A 15,967-nucleotide genomic window follows, 5' to 3' on the forward strand; every position below is an offset into this window, starting at 1 on the left:
TTTATTTATAGTTTATTGTAAAATAGCTGTTATCTGCTTCTGAAAATTTCTGAAAAGTCAATAAACCTTTTTCATTTAATTTTTCGATAACGGTATAATTGAGTTGCTTAATGCGAATTCCCCAGGCATAGGCTTTAATATTAATTTTTGATTTTATAGTGTTTTTCCCATCCTCTAATTTTCGGTCATAAATTTTTATGATGCTTTTGGAACCAAAAAAGTTTAACAAGCCCGAGTCAAAACTCATTTCCAATTTAATATCTTTCAAGTTTTGTAAATCGTAGAGCTTTTTAAAATTTTCAGAAATGGTATTAATTTCGGTTTCTTTTGATTTTGGCTTGGAAAACGGAAAAGCCATTATCATTACATTGGCGTCATCTGGCTCACAACGGTAGGTAGTAGTGTATTTATCGGTTGATTGTTTGTTTTTGTCAAACAATTCTGTAACTACCTTTATTTCATAATATCCATTTTCCTTTATTGTTTCTCCAGCTTCAAAAGTTTGTTTATTGAGAAAATCACCTTCTTTATCAAAGTTTTCCCGAATAACAACTCTGCCTGAAATCTGCCCAATGAGCATTTCAGTTTGTCCAGTCATTGTGATGCTGAATAAAGTGATTAGTACTATAAAGCCTTGTTTTCTCATATATGGTGCATTAATTTTTTTACCTCTTTTGCCATAATATCACTTAAATCTATTCCATTTGAAGAGTGTGGGATGGTATTACAAGTCACTATTTTTTCTACTCCGGAATCCAATAAATCTTGATAGGTGTTTCCTGAAAAAACGGCGTGAATGCCTACACAAATAGGTGGTTTCATTCCTGCTTTTTTAAGATGTTGTACGGTTTCAATCATTGTTCGGGCTGTGGAAATAATATCATCTACCAAAATGGGTGTAGCATCTTTATATATATCCACATCGGGAACAGAGACTTCTACATCACGGTCACCGTGACGCACCTTTTGTAATACCGTAAATGGTGCTCCTGCATTTTTGGCGACTTCTGATACCCATTGTTCACTTTCAGAATCAGGTCCGATAAGTACCGGGTTTTCGATATTTTCTTTAATCCAATCTGAAATAGCATCGGCAGCGTGAATTACTTTATTTGGAATTTGATACACTTCTCCCAACGAACTAATTCTGTGCAAGTGAGGGTCAACTGTGGTAATGCTATCGGCGAAACCAGAAATCAATTTTCCGAAGAAACCAGAAGTTACCCCTTCGCCTTCATTAAATACTTTGTCCTGCCTCATATATGCCAAATAGGGCGCTACCAAACAGGTGCACATTGCCCCTAATGATTTGGCAGTATGACTTAAAAAATAAAGGGGCAATAGTTTTTCGTCTGGTTCGTGCAAGGTGCATACCAGTACCACACATTTATCTTTAACATCAGATAAGATGCGTGTGTACGATTCCCCGTCAGGGAATTTACGCAAAATGGCTTTGCCCACTTCAGCATCCATTTTTGTAGCCATTAGTTCTGTGAGTTCTTCATTTCCGGGAAGACAGAATAATATTGTTTTCATAGTTTTTTAAATTATAGTTATGATGTCGTTATGGTTGTTTTTATATTCCAGAGCATAGTTGAGTTCGCCTTTGGATTCAGCATATATGGTATATAATAATTGGTCTATTTCAATTTTTTCATTTAAATGGACATTCAAAAGAATCCCTGCCGATTTAGACTGCGGTGCGCCGGAAAGCTTGGCGAGTTTTGCTATCTTTCTATTATCTATGCGCTTTAAAACCCCAGAGTTTTCTGCTCTAATTTCGGTTTTATAGGGTGCTAAAACAGGTTTTGAAAAGCGACCTTGCGCATTACAAATAGCAAGGAATTTTTTATAAGCCTGACCAGATTTGAGAATTTCACGTGCGGTTTCCAGTCCCTTTCCTTTTTCTACTTTTCCAGAAAGTTCTAATAGTTCAGTAGCTAAAAGCAATGCTCTTTCTGTTAAGTCTTTAGGTGCATCTTCCTCATTTTTCAAAACTTTTAATATATCTATGGCTTCTAATGTTGGACCGATACCCCTTCCAACAGGCTGCGTGCCATCCGTAACTACAACTTTTACATTCAAGTCAACAGATGTCCCAACGGTTTCCATATGATTTTTTAGTTTTTCTGCCATTTCGGTACTGCGAACCTTGGCGGTTTCTCCCACGGGAATATCAATGACCACGTGAGTAGAACCAGCTGCTGCCTTTTTAGAGAGTACTGAAGCGATGAGCTGACCTTCGCTATCAATATCCAAGGCTTTTTCAATTTTAATGAGCACATCATCGGCAGGACTTAACTGCGCTGTACCGCCCCAAACAAAACATCCGCCTTCTTTTTCTACTACGGTCTTTATTTCCTCGGAAGAGAGCGTAACATTGGTCAGTACTTCCATTGTATCTGCTGTGCCTGCTGGCGAAGTGATTGCCCGTGAGGATGTTTTTGGCATAGTAAGCCCATACGCGGCAACAATGGCAACTACCAATGGTGTTGTCCTATTGCCAGGCAATCCGCCAATACAATGTTTGTCGACCACGATATCCTTGTTCCAGTTCAGTTGCTTTCCGGAAGCAATCATTGCTTTCGTTAGGTCGGATATTTCATCAATATCCATTCGGTCGCCAGCACAGGCAGTAATAAATGCCGAAAGGTGGATGTTGGAATAATCGCCTTCCACGATATCGGTTATGATGTTGTTATAGGCCTTATAATTCAGTTTTTTGTTATAGATTTTTGCCCTGACGTGGCTTAAGGATTCAATAGGCTCTAAATGGGAAACATATAATGTATCGTTTGGGGAAACATTGAGTTTTTTCGCAGCAGCATCTGATAGTCCGATTTCATTAGGCAACAGAATATCAGAATTCAGGACATTAAGACTTGCTACGATTGATGTATTTGCATTGGATATTCTTATTCGGGTAAGTGCCTCAAACCCTTCTGAAATACAGACGTGGCAATCTTCGCGCATATACACTACATTTTCGTTTTGGGTATAGATTCCGAGATGTTTATATTTTAATATGTTTGAGTGTGTGTCCATATTTTATTGGTTGTTGTGATTTTTCGATTTATTCTATTTCTTCGATGGTGTATAATTGCGGAATTTCCGCATCCCACCCATAGGTTTCCTTGATGCCTTTTTGCAATGCTTCTGCACTCTCTTTTTCACCGTGTACAATGAAAATACGTTCGGGTTTGTTATTTATCTTATCCATCCAGTCCATAAGTTCTGCGTGGTCTGCGTGTGCCGAAAGCCCTTCAATTTCTGCAACTTCCATATCAAAGGGCACCCATTTTCCATAGACTTTTAGTTCCTTATCGCCTTCCAATAATTTTCTGCCTCGCGTACCTTCAGCTTGATAACCCACAAAAAGCAAGGTGTTGTTGGGGTTTTGTGCCTGTGTTTCAAGGTAGTTTAGCATTCTTCCGCCAGTAAGCATTCCGCTTCCTGCAATCACAATTTTTGGTTTGTTATCGGTTCGTAATTCCATAGTTTCCCGATAACTGCTTACGACCGTAAAATGTGAACACATTTCATCACATTCATTCTCATCTAGTCTGTGCCAGTCCCTTGTGCGATGAAACAATTCCAATACACTAGCGCCCATTGGGCTGTCCATTATCATTCGTACTTTTGGGATTTTCTTCTCTTTCAATAATTTCCAAAAAATCACCATCATCAGTTGGGCGCGTTCTACCGAAAAACTTGGAATAAAAAGACTTCCACCTCTATTGATAGTGTCATTGACCAATTTTTCAATCTGCGGAAGTGCTTCTATTTCATCGGGATGAAACCTTCCACCATAAGTGGATTCAATGAAAAGCACATCCGCTTTTTTTGGTTTAAGGGGTGGATAGAGCAATAAATCATTGGTTCTACCAATGTCTCCTGAAAAGACAAAACGTTTTCCGTGCACATCCAACTCAATATAGGTTGCACCCAGAATATGTCCGTTGTATTGGAAGCGAGCCCTAATACCATCAAATAACGGAATCCATTGTGATTGTGGAATTCCTTTAAAGTGTGGGATAGTTTTTTCTACATCCTTTAAATCGTATAATGGTTCTGCGGGACTATGTTTGGAATAGCCTTCCTTATTGGCGCGTTCGGCTTCTTGCTCCTGTATTTTTGCACTATCATTCAAAATGATTTTTGCAATGTCCAAAGTAGGATTCGTACCATAAATGGGACCATTGAAGCCTTGTTTTACCAATCTGGGTAAATAACCTGTATGGTCCATATGACCGTGGGTAAGCAAAACAGCATCAATATCACCTACATTAACAGGTGGGTACTCCCAGTTTTTAAGGCGTAATTCCTTTAACCCTTGGAAGAGGCCACAGTCTATAAGTATCTTTCTATCTCCTGTATCCACCAAATATTTTGAGCCGGTTACCGTACCTGCTGCACCTAAAAAGTGAATATTTATTTTATTGTTATCCATCTTTATAGTATTTATTTAGAGTCCACCACAGCAGGAAGGTGTATTTCCTTTATCTTGTTTTGATTTGCTCAATTCCATTATTTCTTTATATAGATTACGAGAATCCTCTTTAATAAAAAGAGCCAATTTCTTTACTGATTTAGGTTCAAAGTGAACCATTTCCAATAATATCTCAAGGGCTTCTTCAAGTAGTTTTGAGTCATCTTCCAATGCCTGGTAAAATGGTTCTAAATCTATGTTGCCCTGTTTTTGCAATTCTTCAGTTTTCATTTGTATTATTTTTAAAAATTAGTAATTATTCATTATTTGAATTAATGGGATCTACATAATTCTCTTGAATCTTCGAGTATCTTATTTTGCCTTAGCTTACTGATACCCATTTGTTCCAAAAAGTCTGGATTTTCGTGTAGCTCCTTGCAGAGTATGATGCCTTGATCCAATAATTTTGTTTTTTCAGCTTTGGTAAGTGTTGTTAAAGCGGTTAAGGGATGTAGCCCCGATTTATCTATTCTGTCCTTGAGACCATTTCCTCTTGGATAATCCCAACTGGTCATAAGCATTCCAACACATTTCCCGTACTGAATGGCATCGGTTGTGAAACGCGTATTGGTGTAAACCCCGCCTTTATGAAGTTTAGCCTCGTGACCTTTTTGGTGTTTCCATTGCTTTTCCACGTCCAAAAACCGTGAATGGATATATAATGGGATTTTTACATTGCAAAACCTGCCTTGGTCACTATGGTATTTACATTCAATCATATAATGTTTATTTCCTTTTTGCGCTATCACATCCACTTCGTGCTGAACGCAATTGCCTTGAACTATGACACCAACCTGTGTTGAAAATCCTTCGTGTGCCAATAGTTTGCCTACTAACTTTTCAAATGGAAAACCGGTTGGACCTAGTTCCATTAAAGCTTTTTTGAGCTTGTACTTTGAGGCACTTACCCTAGATTTTCGTTTTAGCATCTTGAAAGCCAACTGATAGATTTTTTTGGTTGTCATTCCTTCTTCAATCTGCTCTTGTACTTTCCGGGCTACATCCTGAATAATATCCTCATCTGCCCGTGAACGCCGCAGGGAGTTGATGAGTTTGTTTACATCAAAGGCTTCGTACTCACCAGAGTATTTTTTTATTAAGACTGATTTATTCATTGTTACATTTTAATAGTCATTACTGGTAATTCGGAGTGATTGGTTACACCCTCTGCGATGCTTTTAGAGAATAAAGTTAAAAAGCCTGTACGTCCGTGAGTACACATTGCGATTAAATCGGCATTTTTATATCGTAAAAAATTGTTTATCCCTGTTTCTACGTCTTGTTCGTTATATACATTCATTGAGAAGTTATCCAAATCGGGGAATTTTTTCAGGAACTCCTTGATGGGATCCAACCCTTGTTCTATACTGTTAAAATCGGTCTGAGTATTAACCCTCAATAAATGAAGATGTGCACCGCACTTTTCCGCAATAGAAATAACCTGCTTAAATGCTTCGCTCACATCTTCCAGAAAATCTGAAACAAAAACAATATTATTAAAAGGAAAAGTTACTTTTTCATCCTTAACCACAATTACAGGGACATCGGCTTTTCTTACAATTTTCTCTACATTGCTTCCCAGTAATTCGCGCACTCCACCTCGGGTGCCGCTGCTTCCTGTAACAATAAAGTCGTGGTGAAAATGACCGGAGTGTTTAAGTATATTTGCCTGTCCGCCATCAAACTCAAGGAACGTCCTGCATTCAAGCTCTTGTTGTTCTGCTTTTTTTTCCAGTGCTCTCAAGGAGGCTTTTGCACTTCCTATTTCTTTTACTGTTTCTGGGTACTGTTTTTCTTTTTGTTTATCCAACTTTACCCATTCTACGGGGGTTTTCATCAAATGGAAAAAATGGATTTCGGAATTGTAAAGCTTTGCCATTTCAATTCCGAGTTCTTCTGCTTTATTGCAATTTTTTGAAAAGTCTGTTGGTACGAGTATGTTTTTCATAATATTTGTTTTTAACTATTAATTAATGCTAATTTCATTTCCAGAAGGTTTTTGTTTTTCAAAACAATCCAGATTATATATGGTTGTTTCTGCAATATTGGTCAATGCGGTTTTGGTTAAAAAAGCTTGATGGCTTGTAATTAGTACATTGTTGAAAGTCATTAAGCGTGCAATCACATCGTCTTGCAAAATGTCATCGGAATGGTCTTCAAAGAACAACCCTTCTTCTTCCTCATAAACATCCAGTCCTAAATACCCTATTTTTTTAGTTTTCAATCCTTCGATAACTGCCTTGGTGTCCACCAACCCACCACGACTTGTATTGATGAGCATTACTCCAGATTTCATTAGTGCTATATGCTCTTTATTTATTAAATGTTTTGTTGAAGCTTTTAATGGCACGTGCAGGCTTATTATATCTGCGTGCTTACAGAGCGTCGCACAATCTGAATAGATTACGCCATATTTATCAATTAGGTCTTTGCTTTCTTCTATATCCTGGGCAAGAATATTGCAGCCGAATCCGTGAAGTATTTTTACGAGTACAGACCCTATTTTTCCTGTTCCAATCACGCCAACGGTTTTCCCATTTAGGTCAAAACCAGTGAGACCGTTTAATGAAAAGTTTTGTTCGCGCACTCTATTGTGGGCTTTAATCAGTCTTCGGTTTAATGCAAGTATCAAAGCCATTGTATGTTCTGCAATGGCATAAGGTGAATAGGCTGGGACACGGGCCACTTTTATATTCAATTCAGCTGCTTTTTCTAAATCGACGTGATTGAAACCTGCCGAACGTAATGCGATAAATTTTATGCCTAGTTTGTGTAAAATATCCAAAACTTCCGAAGAGGCATCGTCACTTGAGAAAAGTGCTATGGCCTTTGAACCTTCTGCCAATAAGGCGGTTTCCTTTGTTAGCCTAAATTCCAGAAAATTCAATTGATGTTTTCCTTTATTAGCGTTTTCAATGGAAGGCTTATCGAATTTATGTGTGCTGTATATTGTTGTTTTCATAATTTATGTTCCAAATAGTTCTAAAAGTTCGTGCAATTCTTTATTGACCTGATGTTGCTTGACCACTTCATTAAAAGGGGTTAAGTGCAATTGATTGTTTAAAATCCCGACCATTACATTCTTTTTACTTTGTAAAAGCGATTTTACGGCTTCCACCCCAAGCCTTATGCCCAACATTCTATCCAAAGCAGAAGGATTTCCACCTCGCTGTATGTGGCCAAGCTTTGTTATGCGTAAATCGACATTGGGATTGACTTCCTTTATTTTTGAAGAAACAAGTTCGGCACCAATTTCGTCACCTTCAGAAACTACGATTAGAAAAGCATCCTCGCTATCGTAATTTTTCACCTTACCCAAAAGGTTAATAAAGTCCGTACCGCTCTCCGGAATTAATATGGCGTCCGCACCAACCATCAATCCAGAATGAATACCGATGTAACCCGAATCCCTTCCCATTACTTCAACAATGAACACACGGTTATGGGATTCGGCAGTATCCCTTATTTTATCAATATTTTCAATGGCTGTGTTAACTGCGGAATCAAAACCAAGGGTGTAATCCGTACCCGAAATATCGTTATCAATAGTTCCGGGAATCCCTATGAATGGGATATCGCATATCTCTGAAAAAGCAAGTAATCCTTTAAATGTACCATCACCACCAATGGCAATTAAAGCGTCTATTTTGTTTACATTTAGAGTTTGCAAGGCTTTTTTTCGACCTTCCAGTTCGAGAAAACGTTTGCTTCGGGCTGTCTTAAGGATAGTGCCACCCTTTTGGGTCAGTTTTTGTAATTCGTGTGATTTTAATTGAACCAAGTCACCGTCTATCAATCCTTCATATCCTTTTCTAAAACCACTAACTTTTATACCAGTTGCTTCAGCCGTTTTTGCAATGGCGTACAAGGCTGAATTCATCCCTGGACTATCACCTCCAGAGGTAAATACACCTATATGTTTAATTTTATTAGTATTCATTTAAAATTGTTTTTTGTGATTTTTTATCTGAAACAGAAAAATCTTGGATGGTCTTCCATACAAATTCTGCTTCTTTTAGAAAGAACTGATGGTCTCCCCCTGTAGAGGTAACAGTTTTTACGTTTGTAAATTCTCTTGATAAGTCTATAGCATTTTTGAGCGGTGCAGTAGTGTCCTTTGCTCCGTGAATGAAAAGCACTTTTGTGTTTCTAATCTTTCTTGCAATCCCGTATAAATCTGTTTTTAGGATTATCCTCGTAAGCGAATAATAGTAGCTCTGCCAATGGTGTTTTTTTGCATCTTCATAAACATCATCCGTGAGGTTGTCTGGTTTAAATGCACGCGACATAAAAATGGGATGAATCATACAGATGTATTTAGAGAATCTGCTTGTTGATATTCTGTCCACAAAGGAATGTGAGGACATAATTTTTTTAAATTCATCTGCATCCTGATAAACAGGTATTCCAATAAAAATGCCTGCTTTGAGCCAATTTGAGTGTTTTTCCAATAGGGCCATTGAAATTATAGCGCCCATAGAATGACCGGCAACTATGGTTTTTCCATCATTGAATCCTTCTTTTTGCAAAACCAATTCTAAAGCTTTAAGTTGAACTGAAAGCGAATAATCACTTTGTGGTTTTGGCGAATCACCAAAACCCAAAAGGTCTATTAATAGCAAAGTGTGTGTTTTTGAAATGCTTTCTAAATTGCGTTTCCAATAATTCAATGACCCTGTCAAACCGTGCAGCAAAACGAGTTTGTTTTCACCCGCACCTATAATTTCATAATTTAAGAGTGTTTTGTCAGCATCATAAGCTGGGTGCTTAACAATCTTATAATGTTGATATCCTGCTATAGCGACCACAGGAAAAATGAAAAATATGGATATGAGTAGTAATGTCATATTTTTAAAGTTTTATCATTAACCAATATTGGGGTTTTACCATAAAATCTATTAAAAACCATACAAGCTGTGAGGTCACCCGTTACGTTTCCAGTAGTCCTGAACATTCCCAACAATCTTTCTACACCAATAATAATGATGATGCCTTCGGCTGGAATACCGACACTTCCCAAAACAGAAGCGAGTATCACCACACCACCTCCGGGAATGGCAGGTGTGCCGATTGAAGCAGCAACGATAGTTACAATGACCACAATAATATTGAGTAAACTCATTTCCAGTCCATAGGCTTGGGCTATAAAAAGAGTTGTTATCGTTTGATAGAGTGCAGTACCATCCATATTGACGGTTGCGCCAATGGGAATGATAAAATTGCTAATGGTCTTGTCCACCTTTAGTTTTTCTTCGGCTGTTTGAAGAGAAAGTGGCATCACAGCGGCAGAGCTTGTGGTTGAAAAAGCCAATAGCTGAACATCCCTTATTTTTTTCAGGAAATGCATAGGGTTTGATTTTCCAAGAAGCACAATTAGCCCTAAATAGAAAATCACTAAGAATAACAGACCGAGCAAGACGACACCCACATAGTAGGTGAGGCCAGATAGAGAACTCAAACCAACGCTAGAGGTGAGCTGCGCCATAAGTCCGAAAACAGCAATAGGCACTAGAAGCATTGACCATTTTACTACTGTCATACAGACTTCCTGAATGGCACTTAGAAGCAGCTTCACTGGGCGCAGTAAGGCATTTTCAAGTGATAGCACAGCTACACCAATAATGATTGTGAAAATTACAATGCTTAACATTTCACCACTTACCATAGATGCCAACGGGTTTTCGGGAAGTAAGTTTGAGATGGCATCAGGAATCGTTTCAATTCCGAAGGAAAGCTCTGGATTTTCCGTTGGAACAGCTGTAATTTCATTATGTTCAGCTAGAGCCTGTTGATGTAAAAAGCGACCCGGTCTAAAAATTTGGGATAGTATCGTACCAATGCTAACCGAAACTATTGTTGTGCCCAAAAAATATAGTAAAACACCACCACCTAATTTTTTTAAACTGTCCTTATCATTACTTGCGATTCCTGTGATGATGGAAGCCACAATCAACGGAATCATAATCATTTGAACCAGTTTCAGAAATAGTACACCGGGCAATGCCAGCCAATTCCCCGCGATATCTGCTGTTTCTTTAGAAATCCATCCATTTTGTGGACTCAATAACAGACCAAATCCAACACCTAACAACAAAGCAATGATTACTTTAAGCCATAGACGGCTTTCTACCAGTTTAAGGAGGTAGTGGTTAAGTGATTTTAATGATTTTATCTCTGTGTCAAACATTCTGTTGATTATGCTATATTAATTTTATTATCCAGATACACTTCCTGAACAGATTGTAATACTCTTACGCCTGCGCTAAAGGGCTTTTGAAATGCTTTTCTTCCCATTATCAGCCCAGAGCCACCAGCCCTTTTATTGATGACGGCAGTTGTTACAGCTTCGGACAAATCTGATTTGCCTTTGGAACCACCACCTGAATTAATCAGCCCTATTTTACCCATATAGCAATTGGCTACTTGCAACCTGCAAAGGTCAATAGGGTGGTCTGTGGTAAGGGTTTTATACATTTCATCATCATATTTTCCAAATCCTATCTCTTTGAAACCAAAATTATTGGTAGGTAATTTTTGTTTGATGATGTCTGCTTGAATAGTAACACCCAAATGGTTTGCCTGCCCAGTTACATCGGCAGCTGCGTGATAATCTTCCTTGTTGGTTTTAAATGCCTCGTTCCGTGTATAGCACCATAAGATGGTGGCCATTCCCAGATTGTGTGCTTCTTCAAAAGCTTCAGCTATTTCTTTTAGCTGTCTGTTGCTTTCTGCTGAACCAAAATAAATCGTAGCTCCTACGGCAATTGCTCCCATATCCCAGGCATTTTTTACCTTACCAAATAATGTTTGGTCATATTTATTTGGATAGGTAAGTAGCTCGTTATGGTTAATCTTGACGATAAAAGGGATTTTATGGGCATATTTTCGGGCGTTCAATCCCAATACACCAAACGTGGATGCCACACCATTGCAACCAGCTTCCATAGCAAGTTTTATGATGTTCTCTGGGTCAAAATAATCTGGGTTTTTATAGAATGAAAAGGCCGCGCTATGCTCAATACCTTGGTCAACAGGAAGGATACTTAAATAACCAGTTCCTGCCAGATTTCCGTGATTGTACAATTGTGAAAGACTTCGAAGCACCTGCGGATTTCTGTTGCTACTGCCAAATACTTTTTCTAAACTATTTTTGCTTGGCACTTGCAATTCATCCTTTGTTATTTTTTCACAAACGTGTTCTAAATAGAAGTCTGCTTTTTCTCCTAAAAGTTCTACTATATTCTTGTCTGTTTTCATCTTGATAGTATTTAATGGATTCCTAAACTTTCATTTGTTTTGGCTATGGATTTTGTACCATCTGTTTCAATTCCAGTTAATGCCCTAATAGCATCAATTGTTTCCGGGATTACAATAGCTTGGTTATCGACCACGTAGGCATAAAAGAGTTCGTCTCCCTGTACCTTCAGCATATCTTCCCATAGTGCTACTTCGTACATATCGCCCCAAGGCCTTCCCATATCCAAGAACATTTCCTTAATGGTATTGTTAGAAACCAGACCTTGGTCATATTGAATCAATTTAATACGGCTGGACGTTTTGAAAGCATTTAGCACTTCTTGCTTTGTCGCCTGTTTTTTCAATTTCACATTCCAGTAGTGCATATGGCTCAATGTTTCGGGTACTTTTACCGCTGCGGTGATGACATCCAGTTCTGGGTCAACACTTTTAGCATCTGGACCTTGATGGCTTGGGATATCTTTTTCGGGAACCATCGTATTCATAATACCACCCAAATGACTTTCCCAAGGGTCTGTAGCTCTTCTTAAAAGTGTACCTCTGGCATAATCCAATAAATCGGCTCTTTTTAAAGCGGTCAAGGTTCTTAAAATAGACGTAGTATTACAGGAAACTACTCTTGTCGCATTCAAGTTTAGAGCTGATTTGTAATTATTTTCTGCACTAAAGGAATGCCCTGTGGTTTCGTGTTTTTCGCCACCGTGTAGAATAAATTTGATGTTTTGCTCCTTGTAGATAACGACATTCTGAGCGGCAATTTTTTTGGGTGTACAGTCCACAACAAGATCTGATTTCTTTAAAAGTTCCTGTAAGCTTCCTTTTACCGAAATCCCTTCAGATTTCATTTTATCAGCAGCATCTTTAGTTGCTGCATAAATGTCGTATTCCTTTCTTACGGCATTTTGAATTCGCCAGTCGCTAATGATATCACATACTCCCGAAAGCTTCATATCGTTTTGTAAGTTGATGGCATCTGCCACCCTTTTTCCAATGACTCCGTATCCTATAACTGCTATATTTTTCATATAAATTGATTTTTATTAATTATGTTTTATTGTTCGTAGTTTCCATTCCCATTGGCATATTACCTTCATCGTCTGTGTGTGAAATCATAAAAAGGCGTTCTGCAACAAGTAATAGAACAATCCCAATCGCTGCTACGATAAGCACCAAAGGATCGTTCAGATATTTTATATAAAGAAAAGCTGCCAATACCGCAATGTCCAATACGATGGCTATTAATGGGATGATAGGCTGAAAAACCACTTTGTTTTTAAGGTGACGGAACAGCCCCCAATGGATAGCGATATCCATAATAAGGTAAAAAATAGCCCCAATGGATGCTATCCTTGTCAAATCGAAAAGCACGGTCAGTAAAATGGCGAGGGAAGACGTGAATATTAGTGCTGGATTTTTTAAGCTACCAAGTTTGGTTAAAGAAGGCACCTGTTTCATATTGCTGAGCATTGCCAACAAGCGTGAAGAGGAAAAGATACTGGCAATGACCCCAGAAACCGTGGCAATAATGGCAATGCCAATGGTAATCCAGGAACCCCATTCCCCAAAAACAGGTTTTGCGGCGGCTGCAAGGGCATAATCTTTAGCTTCGATTATTTCAGGAATGCTTAAACCTCCCGCAACAGCTAATGCCAAGGCTACATATATCAGTGTGCAGATAAGTATGGAAAACACGATAGACCTACCAAGATTTTTATGCGGGTTTTTAATATCGGCCCCTTGGTTCGTGATAGTGGTAAAGCCTTTATAAGCAAGGATAGATAACGCCAAAGCGGCCACAAATCCGAAGCCTTGTGGTAATGTCTCAGTATTTTTGGGAATATAGTTTCCCGTAATATCGGCAAAACCTGAAATTGCAAGGCCGGCAATAGCTAAAATTGCTATTCCCACTACCTTTATAATAGCGGTAAATGTCGCGGTGGCACCAATAACCTTATTGCCCAGGATGTTCACTATATAAGCAACAACAATTAGCCCAACACCCAGGGTAGAGGCATAACCTGCATAGGACTCGGGAAATAGTCTCAACGTATATGCTCCAAAAGTGCCCGCCACCAGACTTTCGGAAACTACCATTGATACGTACATCAGCAAAGAATAAAACCCTGTTGTTGTTCCAGGTCCATAGGATTTGTTAAGGAATTTAACCACACCTCCAGACGATGGAAAAGCATTTGAAAACTTGACATAGGAATATGAGCTAAAACCCACCACAACAGCACCTGCAATAAATGCAATGGGAAATAGATCACCCACCAACTCTGCTATTTGCCCCATAAGGACAAATATGCCAGCACCAATCATTACGCCTGTACCAAGAGATATGGAACCTAATAAGGAAAGCTTACTATTTTTATCTGTGGTATTTTTCATTTCAAAATTATTTTTCCCTGTTTTTAATCGAAGATTTCGGTTTAAAGTTTCTAATAATCAGGCGGTTGCTCTTTTCATAAGTGAAATAACTTACCGCCCAATTAAAACCAACCATCAATCTATTTCTAAATCCACTTATGGACATCAAGTGAACAACGGACCACAGCAACCAGGCGAAATAGCCTGCAAATTTAAATTTGCCCAAATCGGCAACTGCCTTGCGTTTTCCTACAGTGGCTAAGGAACCTTTATCTTTATATTTGAAAGGTTTTATGGATTTGTTATTTATGATATTTAATATCGAATCGCCCAGGTATTTACCTTGTTGAATAGCGGTCTGTGCTACTTGTGGATGTCCTTTTGGGGTTTCTTTGGAAATGAGTGCTGCGATATCACCTATGGCAAAAATGTTTTCGTAGCCTTCTACTTTTAAATTAGCATCGGTTTTAATCCGGTTGCCCCTGACTATGTGTTTTTCATCAATACCATTTGGGAATTGTCCTTTTACGCCAGCCGTCCAGATAAGATTTTTAGCCAAAATGGTCTTACCACTTTTGGTAGTGACTTCGTTGCCGTCATAATTGCTTACAGCTTCATTTAATAATACCTTTACATTCAAATCCTCTAAATATTTGAGGGTTTTCGATGATGCCTTGTCTGACATTGTGCCTAACAACTCATCAATGGCTTCTATTAGATAAATATTCATAATGGAAGAAGGGTACTCTGGGTAATCTTTGGGAAGGATGTATTTGCAAAACTCTGCCAAAGCTCCTGCCATTTCTACGCCTGCTGGACCACCACCTACTATTACAAAATTTGTCAGCGCGTCGCGTTCTTTATCATCACAAGTAATAGCTGCCTGTTCCAAATTTTGCAACATCATATGACGGATGTTGAGGGAATCGCGAATATCCTTCATCCCCAAACTATTTTCGGCCACAGAATCCATCCCAAAGAAATTGGTGGTCGTGCCAGTAGCCAACACTAAATAGTCATAAGAAACACTTCCCTTATTGGTCAATATAGTATTTGAATCAGGTTGAATTTCCTCAACTTCAGCCAAACGAAAGAAAACATTTTTATAGCCATTGATTTGTTTTCTGAATGGAAATACAATACTGTCAGGCTCCAGGGCACTCGTTGCCACTTGATATAATAAAGGCTGAAACTGATGGAAGTTATTTTTATCGAGTAAAACCACTTGAACTTCTTTGTGTTTCAGTTTCTCAACCAATGCCAAACCTGCAAATCCTCCACCAACGATAACCACACGAGGTAATTTAGTATCTGGAAGACAGATTTCATCTGTTATCTTACAGGTGGATTCCAACGGAATGCTATGTGTTTGCTTTTCTTTCATTTTTTATTTCTATCTCTTGCAATGAGTACTGAACATTTGGCATTTGTGGTCAAATATTGGGATACAGAGCCCAATACTAAGCGTGAAAGTGCACCGTGACCCTGAGAGCCTACTACGATTAAATCTGCACCCCAATCTTCTGCTTTTTCATAAATAGTACTTTTGGGCAGGCCACTAATAACACTTGTGGTTATGGTAAGTGCCTTGTTTTCGGCCTTGATTTTATCGAAAGCTTCTGAAACGATTTTGTTTCCCAATTTTTGAGCGTTACTTCTAATTTCTTCTATGTAATTTCCTATCCTGCCGCCCATAGTATGCAATCCCAGGCCGGTTGTTTTCGGAACTTCATAAACATTTATAATATGAATTTCACTATTTGAGGATAGGGTCATTTTTATAAGTTCGTGAATGGCTACTTTACTGAAATCTGAACCATCTATGGCCAATAGTATTTTCATAGTTTGAAT

16 protein-coding genes are annotated in these 15,967 nt (G+C 38.5%); all 16 read right to left on the bottom strand.

Translation table 11 applies throughout. The features are described 5' to 3' along the window. Position 1 precedes the first annotated feature (1 nt). The 16 genes from IIF7_RS00775 to IIF7_RS00850 are packed head-to-tail and all read right to left on the bottom strand — an operon-like array spanning position 2 to position 15,958. Positions 2 to 646, bottom strand: a complete 645-nt coding sequence (locus IIF7_RS00775) for a hypothetical protein (RefSeq protein ID WP_041579017.1) — start codon at positions 644 to 646, stop codon at positions 2 to 4. Continuing rightward, positions 643 to 1,536: a ribose-phosphate pyrophosphokinase gene (locus IIF7_RS00780; protein ID WP_013072816.1), complete on the bottom strand. Its 894-nt coding sequence runs from the start codon at positions 1,534 to 1,536 to the stop codon at positions 643 to 645. The genes IIF7_RS00775 and IIF7_RS00780 overlap by 4 nt, the downstream gene beginning before the upstream one ends. Positions 1,537 to 1,542: 6 nt before the next feature. Beyond that, the gene (locus IIF7_RS00785) at positions 1,543 to 3,045 is read right to left on the bottom strand and encodes a thymidine phosphorylase family protein (protein ID WP_041579016.1); all 1,503 of its coding nucleotides are present in this window, start codon (positions 3,043 to 3,045) and stop codon (positions 1,543 to 1,545) included. A 28-nt stretch (positions 3,046 to 3,073) separates the two neighbouring features. Next, positions 3,074 to 4,450, bottom strand: a complete 1,377-nt coding sequence (locus IIF7_RS00790) for an MBL fold metallo-hydrolase RNA specificity domain-containing protein (RefSeq protein ID WP_084839790.1) — start codon at positions 4,448 to 4,450, stop codon at positions 3,074 to 3,076. 15 nt (positions 4,451 to 4,465) lie between these two features. Beyond that, positions 4,466 to 4,720, bottom strand: coding sequence for a hypothetical protein (locus IIF7_RS00795; protein WP_084839791.1), 255 nt, complete (start codon positions 4,718 to 4,720; stop codon positions 4,466 to 4,468). 41 nt (positions 4,721 to 4,761) lie between these two features. Further along, positions 4,762 to 5,604: an ATP cone domain-containing protein gene (locus IIF7_RS00800; protein WP_013072812.1), complete on the bottom strand. Its 843-nt coding sequence runs from the start codon at positions 5,602 to 5,604 to the stop codon at positions 4,762 to 4,764. Positions 5,605 to 5,606: 2 nt separating this feature from the next. Continuing rightward, positions 5,607 to 6,437, bottom strand: coding sequence for a universal stress protein (locus IIF7_RS00805; protein ID WP_013072811.1), 831 nt, complete (start codon positions 6,435 to 6,437; stop codon positions 5,607 to 5,609). 18 nt (positions 6,438 to 6,455) lie between these two features. Next, the gene (locus tag IIF7_RS00810; RefSeq protein WP_008616405.1) at positions 6,456 to 7,451 is read right to left on the bottom strand and encodes a 2-hydroxyacid dehydrogenase; all 996 of its coding nucleotides are present in this window, start codon (positions 7,449 to 7,451) and stop codon (positions 6,456 to 6,458) included. Positions 7,452 to 7,454: 3 nt separating this feature from the next. Then, the gene (locus tag IIF7_RS00815; protein WP_013072810.1) at positions 7,455 to 8,429 is read right to left on the bottom strand and encodes an ATP-dependent 6-phosphofructokinase; all 975 of its coding nucleotides are present in this window, start codon (positions 8,427 to 8,429) and stop codon (positions 7,455 to 7,457) included. Beyond that, positions 8,419 to 9,336: an alpha/beta fold hydrolase gene (locus IIF7_RS00820; protein ID WP_013072809.1), complete on the bottom strand. Its 918-nt coding sequence runs from the start codon at positions 9,334 to 9,336 to the stop codon at positions 8,419 to 8,421. Before IIF7_RS00820 ends, IIF7_RS00815 begins: the two co-directional genes overlap by 11 nt. Beyond that, positions 9,333 to 10,676 carry a dicarboxylate/amino acid:cation symporter gene (locus IIF7_RS00825; protein WP_084839792.1) on the bottom strand — a complete coding sequence of 448 codons (1,344 nt, stop codon included), beginning with the start codon at positions 10,674 to 10,676 and terminating at the stop codon, positions 9,333 to 9,335. The genes IIF7_RS00820 and IIF7_RS00825 overlap by 4 nt, the downstream gene beginning before the upstream one ends. Before the next feature lie 8 nt (positions 10,677 to 10,684). Continuing rightward, positions 10,685 to 11,746, bottom strand: a complete 1,062-nt coding sequence (locus IIF7_RS00830) for a class I fructose-bisphosphate aldolase (protein WP_013072807.1) — start codon at positions 11,744 to 11,746, stop codon at positions 10,685 to 10,687. 11 nt (positions 11,747 to 11,757) lie between these two features. Next, entirely contained in the window at positions 11,758 to 12,771 is a 1,014-nt protein-coding gene (locus IIF7_RS00835) for a type II glyceraldehyde-3-phosphate dehydrogenase (protein WP_013072806.1), read from the bottom strand. Between the two features lie 19 nt (positions 12,772 to 12,790). Continuing rightward, positions 12,791 to 14,137: an APC family permease gene (locus IIF7_RS00840; protein ID WP_013072805.1), complete on the bottom strand. Its 1,347-nt coding sequence runs from the start codon at positions 14,135 to 14,137 to the stop codon at positions 12,791 to 12,793. Positions 14,138 to 14,144: 7 nt separating this feature from the next. Then, a complete protein-coding gene (locus tag IIF7_RS00845; RefSeq protein ID WP_009778894.1) occupies positions 14,145 to 15,500 on the bottom strand; it encodes an NAD(P)/FAD-dependent oxidoreductase in 1,356 nt (451 codons plus the stop codon). Further along, entirely contained in the window at positions 15,497 to 15,958 is a 462-nt protein-coding gene (locus IIF7_RS00850) for a universal stress protein (protein ID WP_084839793.1), read from the bottom strand. The genes IIF7_RS00845 and IIF7_RS00850 overlap by 4 nt, the downstream gene beginning before the upstream one ends. Between the last annotated feature and the right edge of the window lie 9 nt (positions 15,959 to 15,967).

Source organism: Zunongwangia atlantica 22II14-10F7 (genome assembly GCF_002094855.1).
GTDB lineage: Bacteria > Bacteroidota > Bacteroidia > Flavobacteriales > Flavobacteriaceae > Zunongwangia > Zunongwangia atlantica.

What these genes read in the sequence shown, in the direction of transcription:
- IIF7_RS00820 (WP_013072809.1), bottom strand. Translation starts at nt 9,336, where the DNA reads ATGACATTACTACTCATATCCATATTTTTCATTTTTCCTGTGGTCGCT.
- IIF7_RS00780 (WP_013072816.1), bottom strand. Translation starts at nt 1,536, where the DNA reads ATGAAAACAATATTATTCTGTCTTCCCGGAAATGAAGAACTCACAGAA.
- IIF7_RS00805 (WP_013072811.1), bottom strand. Translation starts at nt 6,437, where the DNA reads ATGAAAAACATACTCGTACCAACAGACTTTTCAAAAAATTGCAATAAA.
- IIF7_RS00835 (WP_013072806.1), bottom strand. Translation starts at nt 12,771, where the DNA reads ATGAAAAATATAGCAGTTATAGGATACGGAGTCATTGGAAAAAGGGTG.
- IIF7_RS00775 (WP_041579017.1), bottom strand. Translation starts at nt 646, where the DNA reads ATGAGAAAACAAGGCTTTATAGTACTAATCACTTTATTCAGCATCACA.
- IIF7_RS00845 (WP_009778894.1), bottom strand. Translation starts at nt 15,500, where the DNA reads ATGAAAGAAAAGCAAACACATAGCATTCCGTTGGAATCCACCTGTAAG.
- IIF7_RS00790 (WP_084839790.1), bottom strand. Translation starts at nt 4,450, where the DNA reads ATGGATAACAATAAAATAAATATTCACTTTTTAGGTGCAGCAGGTACG.
- IIF7_RS00785 (WP_041579016.1), bottom strand. Translation starts at nt 3,045, where the DNA reads ATGGACACACACTCAAACATATTAAAATATAAACATCTCGGAATCTAT.
- IIF7_RS00850 (WP_084839793.1), bottom strand. Translation starts at nt 15,958, where the DNA reads ATGAAAATACTATTGGCCATAGATGGTTCAGATTTCAGTAAAGTAGCC.
- IIF7_RS00825 (WP_084839792.1), bottom strand. Translation starts at nt 10,676, where the DNA reads ATGTTTGACACAGAGATAAAATCATTAAAATCACTTAACCACTACCTC.
- IIF7_RS00810 (WP_008616405.1), bottom strand. Translation starts at nt 7,451, where the DNA reads ATGAAAACAACAATATACAGCACACATAAATTCGATAAGCCTTCCATT.
- IIF7_RS00840 (WP_013072805.1), bottom strand. Translation starts at nt 14,137, where the DNA reads ATGAAAAATACCACAGATAAAAATAGTAAGCTTTCCTTATTAGGTTCC.
- IIF7_RS00800 (WP_013072812.1), bottom strand. Translation starts at nt 5,604, where the DNA reads ATGAATAAATCAGTCTTAATAAAAAAATACTCTGGTGAGTACGAAGCC.
- IIF7_RS00795 (WP_084839791.1), bottom strand. Translation starts at nt 4,720, where the DNA reads ATGAAAACTGAAGAATTGCAAAAACAGGGCAACATAGATTTAGAACCA.
- IIF7_RS00830 (WP_013072807.1), bottom strand. Translation starts at nt 11,746, where the DNA reads ATGAAAACAGACAAGAATATAGTAGAACTTTTAGGAGAAAAAGCAGAC.
- IIF7_RS00815 (WP_013072810.1), bottom strand. Translation starts at nt 8,429, where the DNA reads ATGAATACTAATAAAATTAAACATATAGGTGTATTTACCTCTGGAGGT.